16 protein-coding genes are annotated in these 13,735 nt (G+C 69.4%); 6 read left to right on the top strand and 10 right to left on the bottom strand.

Going from position 1 to position 13,735, the window contains the following annotated elements; translation table 11 throughout:
- Positions 1-15 precede the first annotated feature (15 nt).
- Positions 16-486 (top strand): Lrp/AsnC family transcriptional regulator, encoded by a 471-nt coding sequence (locus FB475_RS24160; RefSeq protein ID WP_185759409.1) that lies wholly within the window; start codon positions 16-18, stop codon positions 484-486.
- A gap of 73 nt (positions 487-559) precedes the next feature.
- On the opposite strand, the gene FB475_RS24155 is transcribed toward FB475_RS24160, so the two are convergent.
- Positions 560-1,204 carry an IclR family transcriptional regulator gene (locus FB475_RS24155; RefSeq protein ID WP_141858847.1) on the bottom strand — a complete coding sequence of 215 codons (645 nt, stop codon included), beginning with the start codon at positions 1,202-1,204 and terminating at the stop codon, positions 560-562.
- Positions 1,205-1,259: 55 nt separating this feature from the next.
- Between FB475_RS24155 and FB475_RS24150 the strand changes: the two genes are divergently transcribed.
- The gene (locus FB475_RS24150; protein ID WP_238332378.1) at positions 1,260-2,012 is read left to right on the top strand and encodes a hypothetical protein; all 753 of its coding nucleotides are present in this window, start codon (positions 1,260-1,262) and stop codon (positions 2,010-2,012) included.
- Positions 2,013-2,028: 16 nt separating this feature from the next.
- On the opposite strand, the gene FB475_RS24145 is transcribed toward FB475_RS24150, so the two are convergent.
- Together FB475_RS24145 and FB475_RS24140 are read right to left on the bottom strand one after the other, a co-directional pair.
- Positions 2,029-3,261 (bottom strand): MFS transporter, encoded by a 1,233-nt coding sequence (locus tag FB475_RS24145; protein WP_141858846.1) that lies wholly within the window; start codon positions 3,259-3,261, stop codon positions 2,029-2,031.
- A gap of 29 nt (positions 3,262-3,290) precedes the next feature.
- Positions 3,291-4,052: a phytanoyl-CoA dioxygenase family protein gene (locus FB475_RS24140; protein WP_141858845.1), complete on the bottom strand. Its 762-nt coding sequence runs from the start codon at positions 4,050-4,052 to the stop codon at positions 3,291-3,293.
- Between the two features lie 126 nt (positions 4,053-4,178).
- Here FB475_RS24140 and FB475_RS24135 point away from each other — a divergent pair, with 126 nt between their 5' ends.
- Positions 4,179-4,826: a helix-turn-helix transcriptional regulator gene (locus tag FB475_RS24135; RefSeq protein ID WP_141858844.1), complete on the top strand. Its 648-nt coding sequence runs from the start codon at positions 4,179-4,181 to the stop codon at positions 4,824-4,826.
- A gap of 111 nt (positions 4,827-4,937) precedes the next feature.
- A complete protein-coding gene (locus FB475_RS24130; RefSeq protein WP_141858843.1) occupies positions 4,938-5,486 on the top strand; it encodes an NUDIX hydrolase family protein in 549 nt (182 codons plus the stop codon).
- A gap of 112 nt (positions 5,487-5,598) precedes the next feature.
- Here FB475_RS24130 and FB475_RS24125 read toward each other — a convergent pair whose 3' ends face one another.
- Positions 5,599-6,327 carry an SDR family NAD(P)-dependent oxidoreductase gene (locus tag FB475_RS24125; protein WP_141858842.1) on the bottom strand — a complete coding sequence of 243 codons (729 nt, stop codon included), beginning with the start codon at positions 6,325-6,327 and terminating at the stop codon, positions 5,599-5,601.
- A gap of 101 nt (positions 6,328-6,428) precedes the next feature.
- Between FB475_RS24125 and FB475_RS24120 the strand changes: the two genes are divergently transcribed.
- On the top strand, positions 6,429-7,271 hold the full coding sequence (locus tag FB475_RS24120; RefSeq protein WP_141858841.1) for a helix-turn-helix transcriptional regulator: 843 nt from the start codon (positions 6,429-6,431) through the stop codon (positions 7,269-7,271).
- Between the two features lie 4 nt (positions 7,272-7,275).
- On the opposite strand, the gene FB475_RS24115 is transcribed toward FB475_RS24120, so the two are convergent.
- Both FB475_RS24115 and FB475_RS24110 read right to left on the bottom strand, forming a co-directional pair.
- On the bottom strand, positions 7,276-9,066 hold the full coding sequence (locus FB475_RS24115; protein WP_141858840.1) for a DEAD/DEAH box helicase: 1,791 nt from the start codon (positions 9,064-9,066) through the stop codon (positions 7,276-7,278).
- 59 nt (positions 9,067-9,125) lie between these two features.
- Positions 9,126-9,698 (bottom strand): Uma2 family endonuclease, encoded by a 573-nt coding sequence (locus tag FB475_RS24110; protein WP_141858839.1) that lies wholly within the window; start codon positions 9,696-9,698, stop codon positions 9,126-9,128.
- A gap of 121 nt (positions 9,699-9,819) precedes the next feature.
- Here FB475_RS24110 and FB475_RS24105 point away from each other — a divergent pair, with 121 nt between their 5' ends.
- Positions 9,820-10,086: a DUF3039 domain-containing protein gene (locus tag FB475_RS24105; protein ID WP_141858838.1), complete on the top strand. Its 267-nt coding sequence runs from the start codon at positions 9,820-9,822 to the stop codon at positions 10,084-10,086.
- Positions 10,087-10,101: 15 nt separating this feature from the next.
- On the opposite strand, the gene FB475_RS24100 is transcribed toward FB475_RS24105, so the two are convergent.
- Genes FB475_RS24100 through FB475_RS24085 form a run of 4 tightly spaced genes read right to left on the bottom strand, consistent with a single transcriptional unit; the run spans position 10,102 to position 13,713 of the window.
- Positions 10,102-10,659: a YqgE/AlgH family protein gene (locus FB475_RS24100; RefSeq protein ID WP_141858837.1), complete on the bottom strand. Its 558-nt coding sequence runs from the start codon at positions 10,657-10,659 to the stop codon at positions 10,102-10,104.
- Positions 10,660-10,686: 27 nt separating this feature from the next.
- Entirely contained in the window at positions 10,687-11,070 is a 384-nt protein-coding gene (locus FB475_RS24095) for a VanZ family protein (protein WP_141858836.1), read from the bottom strand.
- A gap of 7 nt (positions 11,071-11,077) precedes the next feature.
- On the bottom strand, positions 11,078-12,508 hold the full coding sequence (locus tag FB475_RS24090; RefSeq protein ID WP_141858835.1) for an NAD-dependent malic enzyme: 1,431 nt from the start codon (positions 12,506-12,508) through the stop codon (positions 11,078-11,080).
- 59 nt (positions 12,509-12,567) lie between these two features.
- Positions 12,568-13,713 (bottom strand): CaiB/BaiF CoA transferase family protein, encoded by a 1,146-nt coding sequence (locus tag FB475_RS24085; protein ID WP_141858834.1) that lies wholly within the window; start codon positions 13,711-13,713, stop codon positions 12,568-12,570.
- Positions 13,714-13,735: the final 22 nt, after the last annotated feature.

The following is a 13,735-nucleotide window of genomic DNA, read 5'->3' as shown; positions in this document are numbered from 1 at the left end:
AACGGAGGATTCGTCATGTCGGTGGACGAACTGGACGCGCGCATCCTGAAGTTGTTCGCCGCCGAACCGCGGGTCGGCGTACTCGAGGCGTCGCGTCGGCTCAGCGTGGCGCGCGGAACCGTCCAAGCCCGCCTGGACCGCCTGCAACGCGCCGGGGTCGTACGCGGTTGGGGCCCCGACATCGACACCACCGCGATCGGCTACCCCGTCACCGCGTTCGCCACGTTGCAGATCGAGCAGGGCTCCGGCCACACCACCGTCGCCGAAGCCCTCGCCCGCATCCCCGAGGTCCTCGAAGTCCACACCATCACCGGCGCCGAAGACCTCTGGTGCCGGATCGTGGCCCGCTCCAACGCCGACCTCCAACGCGTCATCGACCAGGTAGTCATCGTCCAAGGCATCCAACGAGCCTCCACCGTGATCGCCCTCGCCGAACAAATCCCCCACCGAGTCCTCCCCCTGGTAGAAGCCGCCACAAAAAACTGACGGGTGCTGCCCAACCCGGGACAGCACCTGTCAGCCCTTGCTGTCCCGAGGGAAAAGCAGCTGTCAGCTGTTCTCAGGCGAGGCGTTTGGCTACTTCTACTGCGGCTCGGGCTACGCGTGGGCCTACGAAGTCTCGGTCCAGTTTGCCTAGGACTACTACGCCGATGGAGGCCTCTACGCCGGGGACGCCGAGGACCGGAGAAGAGACACCTTGGGCGCCGGCCTGGAGTTCGCCGGAGGTTACGACGAAGGGGCGGCCGGCGGGGTCCGGTTTGCGGCGGCCGGCCAGGATGGCTTTGCCGGCGGCGCCCTGGTCGAGGGCGTGCCGGGAGCCCATCCGGTACGAGACGTGGTAGTCGGTCCAGCTCGGTTCGACGACCGCGATCGCGAGCGCCTCCTCACCGTCGGCGACCGTCAGGTGCGCGGTGGCGCCGGTGTCCTCGGCGAGCGAGCGCAGTACCGGAAGAGCGGCGTCGCGGAGCGTCGGCTGCACACGCCGGCTGTAGTGGAGTACGGCGAGACCGAGGCGGGCCCGGCCCTCGCTGTCACGACGCACCAGCCGGTGCAGCTCGAGCGTGTTCACCAGGCGGTACACCACCGTTCGGCTGACCCCCAGCGCCGCCGCCAACTCGGTGATGGAAAGCCCGTCCGGGGCGTCCGCCAGCAACTCGAGGACGGTGAGTCCCCGGTCGAGCGTCTGCGAGGTCTCTGCGGGCACCCAGCTAGAGTATCCGCTATTCGTGCGCGGCCCGATGGGCCCGTATCTTGCTGCCGTGCGAAATTACTGGTCGCTGCTTCCGGCCGTCCTCGTGATCGTGGGCCTGATCCTGGTCTATGCCGTTCCGACCATCATCAACCCGCAGTGGACGAGCTCGATCATGGCGCTGTTCCGCACCGCTCCGCTGCCCGGCGACCCGACCCCGGAGGAGGCCCGCCGGGCGGCCGGCATCCTCGGCCCGCAGCAGCTCCGGTCCCGCCGGATGCTCGCGATCGCGATGGTGATCGGCGCGATCGCACTGATCGGTTTCAACATCTTCTCGCTGAACCGCGAGGCGGTCGGCTGCTACAAGGCGGCCCGGGCGTTCGGCGCCGACGACGGCCCGGACACCAAGGATCCGTGCTACGAGATGATCTACGGCTCGTTCCTGGGCGACGGGAGCCGCGAGCCGCTGGACGCCAAAGGGCAGCCGGTCGAGTACTACCAGCTCGTGAAGGGCAAGAAGCCGAAGTACCTGCAGTGGATCCAGAACGCCCCGAAGTACGACGACACCGATCTGGTGATCGGTCTGCGCGGCAAGTGCTCGCAGGACGCGGTCGTGCAGCAGTTGGACGACCAGATCAAGGTATTCATCGACAGCGACGTACCGTGTCCGCCGGACAGCAACATCTCGCTGCTGCCGATCAAGCTGAAGAAGCCGCTCGGCGACCGCAAGCTCGTCACGGTGGGCGGCAAGGAGATGACCGCGATCAACCCGGACATGGACTCCTGGTTCACGGTCGTCAAGAAACTCGCGACCGGCGGCTAGGGAGGCACCCCTTCCCTCAGCTCAACGCCCTGGTCTGCGAGTCGTAGGCGCGGAACGGGCGGTTCCGCGCAAGCAGGATCAGCAGGCCGGTGATGCAGACCGCGGCGCCGCCGAGCAGTGCGACGGTCGGGCTGGTCAGCGAGGACGTCGTACCGACGACGAAGTCGCCGAGCCGCGGACCACCGGCGACGACCACGATGAACACGCCCTGCAGCCGGCCGCGCATCGCGTCCGGTGCCGCGGACTGCAGCACGGTGTTCCGGTACGCCGAACTCACCATGTCGGCCGCCCCGGACATCGCCAGCAGCGCGACGCCCAGCCAGATCGTCCGCGACAACCCGAACAGCCCGACGGCCGCGGCGTACGCGGTGATCGCGAGCACGATCGCCACGCCCTGACGGCGTACCCGGGTCACCCACCCGGAGAAGATCACGCCGATCAACGCCCCGATCGCGGGTGCCGCCTGCAGGAGACCGACGGTCCGTACGCCGCCGCCGAAGAACGCGCCCGCGACCGCCGGGAACAGCGCCCGCGGCTGCGCGAACACCATCGCGAGGATGTCCGCGAGGAACGTCGCCAGCAACGCCGGCGCCGCGCGCAGGAACGAGAACCCTTCGAGGACGGACCGCAGCCCGGCCCGGCGTACCGCTCCGGTCGGCGGCACCGCGGGCAGCCGGAAGAGCGCGTACAGCGCCGCGGTGAACGTGATCACGTCGACCAGGTACGCCGCCGCGAATCCCTGCCACGCGATCACGACGGCGCCGAGCAGCGGTCCCGCGGTGAAGCCCAGGTTGAACGCGGCCTGGCTGAGCGTGTTCGCGGCGGGCAGGAGTTCGGGCCGGATCAGGCGAGGGATGATCGCGGATCGAGCCGGGTTGTTCACCGCGAAGCACGCCGACTGACAGGCGACCACGCCGTACAGCACGCCGACCTGGCCCCAGTCGAGGTGTGACTGCAGGACGAGCACCATCGACAGCAGCCACAGGCCGGTCGAGGAGACGAGTGAGAGCGTACGGCGGTCGATCGCGTCGGCCATCGCGCCGCCGTACAGCCCGAAGACGATCAGCGGGACCAGCGAGCACAGCCCGACCAGCCCGACCGCGAAGGTCGAGTGGGTCAGCGCGTACACCTGGATCGAGACCGTCACCGCGGTCATCTGCTGGCCGAGCTGCGACACCGTCGACCCGATCCACAACCGGCGGAAGTCGGCGGACTCCCGCAGCGGCCGGATGTCGGTGAGCAGACGCACGCAGACAACTTATGTCACGCTGTAAATTTTCAAACCCTCGGGAACAGGTCGTGCTCGAGCGGAGCGCCCACGGTGAGGCCGAGGCCGTCGGTGACGACGTGGGCGGCGCCGGTGTACGTCGCCTCCGCGTCGAAGTAGATGTTGACGTGCGCGATCCGCGGGTCGTCGGTGAGGTTCGGGGTCGCGGAGTGCGCTAGGTACGCGTTGTGGAAGGTGCAATCGCCGGCCTGCAGCGGGATCGTCAGACGCTCCTCCCACCGCAGGTCGGGCGCGGCGCGGAACAGGTCGTCGCGGTCGGACAGGTCCTGACTGCGCAGGTTCTGGTGGTTCTGCGAGCCCGGGATGAAGGTCATGCAGCCACGCTCCACCGGTACGTCGACGAGCGCGATCCAGGCGGACAACGAGGCGCGCGATCCGGCGTGCGGCCAGTACGGCGCGTCCTGGTGGAACTCGGTCGCGGCGCCGTTGTGCGGTGCCTTGATCAGCAGCTGGTCGTGCCAGATCCGGAGCGGTACGCCGGCCAGCGCGGTCGCCGCGGCTGCGAGACGTGGGTCGAGGGTGAGCTCCTTGAGTACGTCGTTCTGCTGCCAGACGTTGACGTACTGGTTGAAGATCTTCGATCCGCTGTAGTTGTCGTCGGCACGCTCCGAGGTGGCCAGCGCGGCCGCCGCGAACCGGGCCGCCTCGTCCCGGCCGATGATGTTCCGGATCCGCACCACGCCGTCGCGTCGGTAGGCGGAAATTGTCTCGTCGTCGAGGGTCGTAGGTGCCGTAGGCTCGGTGGTGGTCATGCGTGGCTCCTTGGATTCCGTCGTACTGGAAGGTGATTCCAGCGTCGCGGACCGGGGTCGCCGGGGACAGGATGTTGTTGACCATGGCTTGACTGAAATTGACCTGATTCATCAGCGGGGTGGTTCGTGCACAACGTGCTGAGCAGCGAGGTGTTCCCGGATCCACGGCTACCGGTTGCCGGTGAGCGGATCGAACTCGTCGCAGACGTCGCCATCCACAGCCACGCCTTCTTCGAGATCGCCGTGGTCGTCGCCGGCTCCGGGACACACGTGTCAGCGGCGGGTGAGGTCCCGCTGGTGCCGGACTCAGTGGTAGTCATCCGCCCGGGCGAATGGCACGGCTACATCAACTGCACCGCCCTGATCGTCCGCAACGCCTACCTCGGACCGGATGTGTTCGGGCTGCTCTCGGGGGCCCTGGTGCCAGGCGGAGCAGGCCTGCGGGCGGCGGTGCATCCGGGGGTGGAGCATGCGATGCGGGTATTGGAGGCTGACCTGGCCGAGCCGTGGACGCTCGAGCGGTTGGGGGCTCGGGTGAACCTTGCGCCGGGGTACTTGGTTCGGGTGTTCGGGAAGTCCGTCGGGATGTCGCCGATGGCGTACCTCAATCGGATCCGCGCCGAGCGTGCGGCCGGGTTGCTGATCGAGACCGAACTACCGGTCGCGACCATCGGCGCCGCAGTCGGCTGGCACGACCCGAGCCACGCCACCCGCCGGTTCCGCTCAACATTCGGCCTGAGCCCATCCCAGTACCGGGCAGCTTTCAGACCATAGGCCGGTCTGCCGGTCCAGCGCCGTCCCGAGGCGCCGTACTGAGCCGCCGTACCGAGGCGCCCGGCAGTGGGCGATGGACCGGCGGGCGCGGGCTTAGGCGAAGATGTGCACATGACGTCGTCGCTGCAAACGCCTGACCCGAATCCTGGGTGGCTGTCCGAGTTCGCGTTGGCCGAGACCCGGACGCGGGTTCCGATCCTGTACGTGGAGGCCGTGCCGGCGCGGGTGGACACGCTCGGGCAGATCGAGCACATCGGGGTACTGCTGCGGACCTCGCCCGCGACCGGTGAGATCACCCGCACGCTGGTGTCCGGGCGGGTGCTGCACAACGAGTCGATCCGGGACGCCCTGCAGCGGAACATCGAGAAGGACCTCGGCCCGACGGCGTTCCCCCGGCTGCCCGCGACGCTCGTCCCAGTGACGGTCGCGGAGTACTTCCCGTTCCCCGGCATGACCCCACTACACGACCCCCGGCAGCACGCCGTCGCCCTCGTGTACGTCGTACCGGTCACCGGCGAATGCAACCCCCGCCAGGACGCCCTCGAACTCACCTGGCTAACCCCAGAGGAAGCCCTGGCCCCAAGCCTCCTCAACGACCTAGAGGGCGGCCGAGGCCAACTCCTAAAACAAGCCCTAGCCTGGTCCGGCGCCACCGTCTAAAACCACCCGAACCACCCCGCGGCGCCCGGCTTCATCGGTTGGGGCGCTCTGGGTGCGGGGCGGAGGGTTTGGTGTCAGGGCGTGGGGGTGACGCGGGCCGGGGGTTGGGTGGTTACCAGGGTAGGCGGCCTTCTTCTGCGTAGACGTGGCCGGTTGGGTCGTTCTTGTCGAGGGTTGCCAGGGTGACTGCGACGGCGGCGCCCTCTGCGGGAGTGCGGGGGGCGTTCCAGCCGCCCATGTCGGTGGCGCAGTTGCCTGGGTCGGCGGCGTTGACGAGGATGCCTGTGTCGCGGAGTTCGTTGGCGAGCATTACGGTGACCATGTTCGCGGCCGCCTTCGATGAGTTGTAGCCGAGGGTCGTCACCGTCGACATTCGTGAGTCCGGGTCGCCGACCTGCGCGAACGACGCCAGCGACGTCGAGAGGTTCACCACCCGCGCGGCTGGCGCCTTGCGCAGCAGCGGCAGGAAGGCCCGCGTCACCGCGACCAGGCCGATCACATTGGTTTCGAACGCGGACCGCAGTACGTCGCTCGCCACCTCCGACACCGGCCCGTCCCCCGCCGGGATGATCGCGGCGTTGTTCACCAGTACGTCGAGCCGCCCATATGCAGCCTCGACCGTAGCGGCGGCAGCGGCGACCGACTCGGCAGACGTCACCTCCAACGGCAGCACGACCGCATCGTGGCCCTCGGCAACCAGTTCCTTCGCCGCGACCGCTCCACGCTCGGCGTCCCGCGATCCGACCAGCACGGTGAACCCGAGCGCTCCCAGCTGCCGCGCGATCTCCTTGCCGATGCCCTTGTTGGCGCCCGTGACGAGCGCGATCTTGTTCGTGTTCATGCCGTCAACCCTCCGGCTCCCGCGCCGCGCGAGGCAGAGCGAGCCGACCCTGGGACCGGCACTCCCTGGATACCGGCGAGCGGCCCTGCGATCCTGGGACGGTGGATCGCGAAGGGCTGGCGGAGTTCCTCCGAGTACGGCGGGAAGCGCTGCAACCGTCCGACGTAGGACTCCCCGCCGGACTGCGCCGCCGTACGCCCGGTCTCCGCCGCGAGGAGGTCGCAAGCCTCGCGACCATGTCGACGGACTACTACACCCGCCTCGAACAGGCCCGCGGTCCGCGCCCGTCCCGCCCGGTCCTCACCGGTCTGGCCCGCGCGCTACGGCTGTCGGATGACGAGCGCGCCCACCTGTTCCGGCTGGCCGGCGAGCAGCCGGCGCCACCACCCGGACCCCCGTCGGACGTGCGTTCCGGAGTACTGCGGATGCTCGCGCGCCTCGACGTACCGGGGCTGGTCCTGGACGCAAAGTACGACGTCCTCGCGTGGAATCCGCTGGCGGCCGCGTTGATCACGGACTTCTCCGCGCTCCCTCCGCGGGAGCGGAACCTGCTGCGGTTGCGGTTCCTGACCGACCGGCAGGTGGAGCTGTTCGGCGAGGAGGCCACGCGGGAGTTCGCCCGCGAGGCGGCGGCCGATCTACGCGCGGCGACCAGCACGTACCCCGACGACCCAGAGCTCGCCCGGTTGGTCGCCGATCTGCGGGCCGGCAGTCCGGAGTTCGCGGAGATCTGGGCACGGCACGAAGTCGGCCGGCAGCAGTCGCTGTGCCAGACGATCTACCACCCGCAGGTCGGCCGGATCGACGTCATCTGTGAGGTGCTCGTGGTGCCCGAACGCGATCAGCGCGTCGTGCTCTATACGGCCGAGCCCGGATCGCCGTCCGATCAGGCGATCCGCCTCCTGGACGTGATCGGCACGCAGGAACTGACCAGCAAACCCTGAGTTGTCAGGCGCGGCGCTGCGTCGCCCAGTCGCGGATCAGCTCGATCCGTTCCTTCAACTGGATCGACGACGCGTGCGCCGCCGCCGGGCCGCCCAGCTTGCGGCGCAGCTCGTTGTGGATCACGCCGTGCGGCTGACCGGTGCGGTGATGCCAGGCAGCGACCAGGCCGTTGAGCTCACGCCGCAGCAATGAGATCTGCTCGTGCGTGGCCAGCTCGGTCGGTGTCGGGTCCTCGCGATCGCTGGTCGAGCGTTGCGACTTCTTCTGCGCGGCCAGCGACTTCTGCTGCCGCTTGTGCAGCAGCTCGCGGACCTGGTCCGGCTCCAGCAGACCGGGCAGGCCGAGGAAGTCCAACTCCTCGTCCGACGCGTTCTCGCCGCCGGTGCCGTAGTCGCCGCCGTCGAACACCACGCGGTCGAAGCTGGCGTCCGAGCCGAGCGCCTCGAAGTTGCCCTCGAGCTCGTCGCTCGCGCCCTCGGTCTGGTTCGCCTGCTTCAGCAGGTCGTCCTCGAGCGCGAAGATGTCGCCGCCGTCGTTGCTGTTCTTCCGGCCGAGGACGTGGTCGCGCTCGACCTCCATCTCGGCGGCGAACCCGAGCAGCCGGGTCACCGACGGCACGAACACCGAGGCCGTCTCACCGCGCTTGCGGGCCCGGACGAACCGCCCGACGGCCTGCGCGAAGAACAGCGGCGTCGAGGTCGGCGTCGCGTACACCCCGACCGCCAGCCGCGGTACGTCGACACCCTCGGACACCATCCGGACCGCGACCATCCAGCGCGAGTTGTCCTCGGAGAACTTGGCGATCTTCTTGCTCGCCGCCTTCTCGTCGGACAGGACGACCGTCGGCGCCTCGCCGGTGAGCTCGCGGAGGGTCTTGGCGTACGCGCGGGCGGTGTTCTGGTCGCCCGAGATCACCAGCGCACCGGCGTCCGGCATGTGCCGGCGGACCTCGGTCAGCCGCTTGTCGGCGGCCGCGAGCACGGCGCCCATCCACTCGCCGGCCGGGTCGAGCGCGGTCCGCAGCGCCTGCGCCGTCAGGTCCTTGGTCAGCGGCTCGCCGAGCCGCGCCGCGACCTCGTCGCCGGCCTTGGTCCGCCAGCGCATCTCGCCGGAGTACGACATGAAGATGACGGGACGGACGACGTGGTCGCGGAGGGCATGACCGTACCCGTAGGTGTAGTCCGCCTTGCTCCGGGCGACGCCGTCGTGACCCTCCTCGTACGTGACGAAGGGAATCGGGTTGTCGTCGCTGCGGAACGGTGTCCCGGTCAGGCAGAGCCGGCGCGTGGCGGGCTCGAACGCCTCGCGGACGCCCTCACCCCAGCTCAGCGCGTCGCCGCCGTGGTGCACCTCGTCGAGGATGACCAGCGTCTTGAACCGCTCGGTACGGACCCGGAAGGCCAGCGGGTTCACCGCGACCCCGGCATACGTCACCGCGACGCCCTGGTAGTCCTTGTTGGTCTTCCCGCGGCGCCCGGCGAAGGCGGGGTCGATGGCGATCCCGGCCCGGTCCGCCGCCTCGGCCCACTGCACCTTGAGGTGCTCGGTCGGCGTCACCACGGTGATCCGCTCGATCAGCCGCCGCTGCAGCAGCTCGGCGGCCACGGTCAGCGCGAACGTCGTCTTACCGGCGCCCGGCGTCGCGACCGCGAGGAAGTCCCGCGGGTTGGTGTCCAGGTACTGCTGAAGCGCCTCGGCCTGCCAGGCTCGCAGCTTGCTCGCGGTACCCCACGCTGCGCGGTCCGGATAGGCCGGTGGCAGGACAGCAGGATTGGCCGGCACGTGCGAATCCACAGACAGCTACTCCCCCGAAGGTCGACAGTGTGCCGGGCAGGAAGGTTACCCGAGATCGGTTACGAGAGCAGATCCGCAGGCACCACCGTCACCTCGAACGGGCTCGTCAGGTGCGCCGCCTCGTCCCCGGTGGCCTTCGCGACCTGCACGTATGCACCGTCCTGCAGTTCCCAGGCGATCAGACTCGGCGTGTCGGGATCCACCACCCAGTACGCCGGGCACCCGGCGGCCTCGAGCCGGGAGAACTTCACCATCACGTCGAAGCGCCTTGTGCTGGGCGACAACACTTCGACGGCGAGCAGCGGCGGCCCCGGGAGATCACGCTCGGTGAATGCATCCCTCGGAGCGACCACGAGATCCGGCTCCAGCACGGTGTCCGCCGCCAGCACCACGTCGACCGGCGCGAACAGCACCAGGAACTCGGCCGGGCAGGCCCGCCTGAGAACGTCGTTGAGGTTGCCGGCGATGATCTGGTGCCGGATGGCCGGCGCCGGGGTCACGAGCAGCACTCCGTCGACGAGCTCGTGCCGGCGGCCGTCATCGGGCATTCGATCGAGATCGGCTCTCGTCAGCGGCGCACCCGGCGGCTCCAGCCACGGGTTGCCGGTCGGGATGGGTTCCACAGCACTCATACTGCCTCCTTCGGTCGGTCACGCCAGAGAAGGTGCCGCGATCTGCCCCGGGTTGCCCCGGGAATCCCGAAGCTGTGGAAAAGTTCCGGGTCGGCTGGTGACACGTCCTACACTCGGGGGTATGAGTACTCAGCTGACCCCCGGCGCGGAGACGGTTGTCGACGAGCGGGCCCAGACGGCGCCGGCGGAGCCTGGTGATCACGAGCGGTTCTCGCACTACGTGCCGAAGGACAAGCTGACCGAGGCGATGGTGATGGGCACGCCGGTGGTCGCGCTCTGCGGCAAGGTGTGGGTGCCCAGCCGCGACCCGCAGCGGTTCCCGGTCTGCCCCGAGTGCAAGGAGATCTGGGACTCGCTCAACCCGGGCGACGACGACGGCGACGAGTAGCCGGCAGCACCCCGGTCAGTTCTGGGACGGGTCGTCCGGGTACGTCGACACGTAGGCCATCTGGTCGGTCTGGCGGCGGAGCACCCGTCGCCAGAGCGTGTCCGGGTCGTGGCCGAACACGTCCGCCGGTTCGGACTCCACGACGTACCAGGCGCCCTCGGCGATCTCGCCCTCCAGCTGCCCGCTGGACCAGCCGGCGTACCCGGCGAAGATCCGCATCCGGGTGATCGCGCCCGCGAGCAGCTCCGGCGGTACGTCGAGGTCGACCAGCCCGATCCGCCCGAAGCACTCCCGCCAGCCCGGCGGGTTGATGTCGCCGGCCACCTCGGCAACCGCGAGCGCGCTGTCGGTACCGACCGGGCCGCCCATGAACAGCACGCCCGGTTCGTCGACGGCCGACGACCAGTTCGGCAGCACCCGGTCCACGGACAGGTCTGCGGCACGGTTCACCACCACCCCGAGCGCGCCGTCGTCGTCGTGGTCCAGCAGCAGGATCACCGACCGGCGGAACGGCGGCTCGTCGAGCAACGGGGTCGCCACCAGCAGCGAACCGGTCAGGGTCGAGACCGTCATACCTCCATCATGGCGTACGGCGAGGCGTCACGACGTACGCCGAGGTGCGCGCAGCCAGTCGACCGTCGCGAGCCAGGCGCCGAGCGCGACCCCGGCGAGGTCCGCGAGTGTGTCGAACGGGTCGCCGTCGCGCTGCGGCAGGAACCAGTGCTGCACGAGTTCGCTGACCACCGCGTTCGCGGCCAGTGCCCCGAGCAACCAGCGCGCGGGCAAGCCGGCCTTCAGCCCGGTGAACGCCACCGCGCCGAACAGGAACGCGTGCGCGACCTTGTCGATCTGCGGGATGCCGAGGTTCGGACCGGCCTCGCGCGGCGCGTAGACGCCGTACAGCTGCAGCGCCACCGCGGCGACGAAGGCGATCCGCCAGACCCAGATCCCGGCGCGGGACCGGGTTTCCGTCGTTGTCGTCATGCAGGAGTCACAGCGCCGGCGCGTCGTCCGGGAAGTTCTCGTGCGCCGGTGCCTTGCCGCCGGCCGCGTCCCGGACCGCGTGCGCGACCCGGGTGTGCACCTCCGGGTGGAAGACGCTGGGCACGATGTACGTCGCGTTCAGCTCCTCGTCGGTGACCACGCCGGCCAGCGCTCGCGCGGCGGCCAGCTCCATGTCGACCGAGACCTTCGAGGACTGTGCGTCGAGCAGACCACGGAAGACGCCCGGGAAGACCAGCACGTTGTTGATCTGGTTCGGGTAGTCGCTCCGGCCGGTGGCCACCACGGCCGCGTGCTCGCCGGCCTCGGTCGGGTCGACCTCGGGCGTCGGGTTCGCCAGCGCGAACACAATCGCGTCCTCGTTCATCGTGGCGATGTCCGCGCCGTCCAGGATGTTCGGCGCGGAGACACCGATGAACACGTCGGCACCGGAGAGCGCACCCTTCAGGTCGCCGCTGTACTTGGCCGCGTTGGTGTTCTCCGCGATCCAGCGCAGCTCCGGCGACAGGCCGTCGCGGTCCGGGTGGATGACCCCGCCGATGTCCGCGACGCACGTGTCCTTGACCCCGGCGGCGAGCAGCAGCTTGAGGATCGCCGTACCGGCCGCGCCGGCACCGGACAGCACTACACGGACGTTGCTGATGTCCTTGCCGACCACGCGCAACGCGTTGTACAGCGCCGCCAGCACGACCACCGCCGTACCGTGCTGGTCGTCGTGGAAGACCGGGATGTCGAGTTCCTCGCGCAGCCGCGCCTCGATCTCGAAGCAGCGCGGCGCGGAGATGTCCTCCAGGTTGATGCCCGCGAAGCCCGGCGCGATTGCCTTCACGATCGAGACGATCTCGTCCGGGTCCTGGGTGTCCAGGCACAACGGCCAGGCGTCGATTCCGGCGAACCGCTTGAAGAGCGCGGCCTTGCCCTCCATCACCGGCAGCGCGGCCTTCGGGCCGATGTTGCCGAGACCGAGCACCGCCGAGCCGTCGGTGACGACCGCGACGCTGTTGCGCTTGATCGTCAGCCGGCGGGCGTCGTCCGGGTTGGCCGCGATCGCCAGGCAGACCCGCGCGACGCCCGGGGTGTAGATCATCGAGAGGTCGTCGCGGTTGCGGATCGGGTGCTTGGCCTCCATCGAGATCTTGCCGCCGAGGTGCATCAGGAACGTCCGGTCCGAGACCCGGCCGATCTCGACGCCCGGTACGGCGCGCATCGCCTCGACCAGGCGGCCGGCGTGCTCGGTGTCGGCCGCGGCACAGGTGACGTCGATCCGCAGCCGCTCGTGGCCGGACGCGGTCACGTCGAGCGCGGTGACCAGACCGCCGGCCTGCTCGACCGCGGTCGTCAGCTTGCTCACCGTCGAGCCACCCGCGGGCACCTCGAGGCGAACGGTGATGGAGTACGAAACACTCGGCAATGCAGTCACGCGGGTGATCCTCTCACGTCACTGGTAATGCCCCGAGATTACGTACGTAAAGTGCATGACTAGTCGTCGAGCCAGGCTCTGACCGACTCGTTGTGCTCGCCCAGGCGGGGTGGTGGGAGGTTGGTTTCGCGGGCGCCGGCGTACGGGTTGTCGTCGAAGCGGAGCGGTGGGCCGGGGAGCTGGATAGTGCCCAAGGTCGGGTGCTCGACGTCGATGAGCAGGCCTTGGGAACGGGTCTGCTCCCAGTCGTAGACCTGCTGGAAGTCACGGACCTTACCGGCCGGAATCCCCTTGTCCGCAAGGCGTTCCAGCCAGACGTCGGCCGAATCCCCGGCGAAGGCGGTCTCGATCGCGGCGGTCAGTTCGTCGCGGTGCGCGACCCGGTCCGGGTTGGTCGCGAAGCGATGGTCGTCCGGGTCGAGCCCGACGACCGGCGCGAACAGGCGCCACAGACCTTCGCTGCCGACCGCCACCTGGACGATGTCGTCGCGGGTGCGGTAGAGCCCGTACGGCGCGATCTGTGCGTGGTGGTTGCCGACCCGCTCGGGAAGCTCGTGCGCCACCGTCCACTTCGTCCCGTGGAACGCGTGCACACCGACGACCGACGCGAGCAGGCTGGTGCGGACGACCCGTCCCTTCCCGGTGATCGACCGCTCGTGCAGCGCGGCCAGCGCACCGTACGCGCCGTACATCCCGGCCAGCAGGTCGGAGATCGGGGCGCCGACCTTCGTCGGCTCGGTCTCGCCGGTGATGCTCATCAGACCGCCCTCGCCCTGGGCGATCTGGTCGTACCCGGCGCGGCCACCCTCAGGTCCGTCGTGCCCGAAGCCGGTGATCGACAGGATCACCAGGCCGGGGTTGAGTTCGTGCAGCCGCTCGTTCCCGAACCCGAGGCGGTCGAGTACGCCCGGCCGGAAGTTCTCGATCAGGATGTCGGCCTTCCGCACCAGCTTGGCGAGAAACTCCTTGCCGTCCGCGGACTTCAGGTCGGCGGTCACCGACTCCTTGTTCCGGTTCGCGGACAGGTAGTACGTCGACTCGCCGTTCACGAACGGCGGCCCCCACCCGCGGCTGTCGTCCCCGCCGTTCGGCGTCTCGACCTTGATCACCCGCGCCCCGAGATCCCCCAGCATCATCGCCGCATGCGGCCCGGCCAGCGCACGGGTCAGGTCCACCACCACGACATCCGAGAGAAGGTTCTGCACGGCGTCGAGCGTAGGCGAGTAC

Source organism: Kribbella jejuensis, assembly GCF_006715085.1.
GTDB lineage: Bacteria > Actinomycetota > Actinomycetes > Propionibacteriales > Kribbellaceae > Kribbella > Kribbella jejuensis.
This window is presented reverse-complemented; position numbering and strand designations above follow the sequence as displayed.

What these genes read in the sequence shown, in the direction of transcription:
- FB475_RS24100 (WP_141858837.1), bottom strand. Translation starts at nt 10,659, where the DNA reads ATGACGGTCTCGACCCTGACCGGTTCGCTGCTGGTGGCGACCCCGTTG.
- FB475_RS24110 (WP_141858839.1), bottom strand. Translation starts at nt 9,698, where the DNA reads ATGAGTGCTGTGGAACCCATCCCGACCGGCAACCCGTGGCTGGAGCCG.
- FB475_RS24125 (WP_141858842.1), bottom strand. Translation starts at nt 6,327, where the DNA reads ATGAACACGAACAAGATCGCGCTCGTCACGGGCGCCAACAAGGGCATC.
- FB475_RS24140 (WP_141858845.1), bottom strand. Translation starts at nt 4,052, where the DNA reads ATGACCACCACCGAGCCTACGGCACCTACGACCCTCGACGACGAGACA.
- FB475_RS24160 (WP_185759409.1), top strand. Translation starts at nt 16, where the DNA reads ATGTCGGTGGACGAACTGGACGCGCGCATCCTGAAGTTGTTCGCCGCC.
- FB475_RS24105 (WP_141858838.1), top strand. Translation starts at nt 9,820, where the DNA reads ATGAGTACTCAGCTGACCCCCGGCGCGGAGACGGTTGTCGACGAGCGG.
- FB475_RS24095 (WP_141858836.1), bottom strand. Translation starts at nt 11,070, where the DNA reads ATGACGACAACGACGGAAACCCGGTCCCGCGCCGGGATCTGGGTCTGG.
- FB475_RS24130 (WP_141858843.1), top strand. Translation starts at nt 4,938, where the DNA reads ATGACGTCGTCGCTGCAAACGCCTGACCCGAATCCTGGGTGGCTGTCC.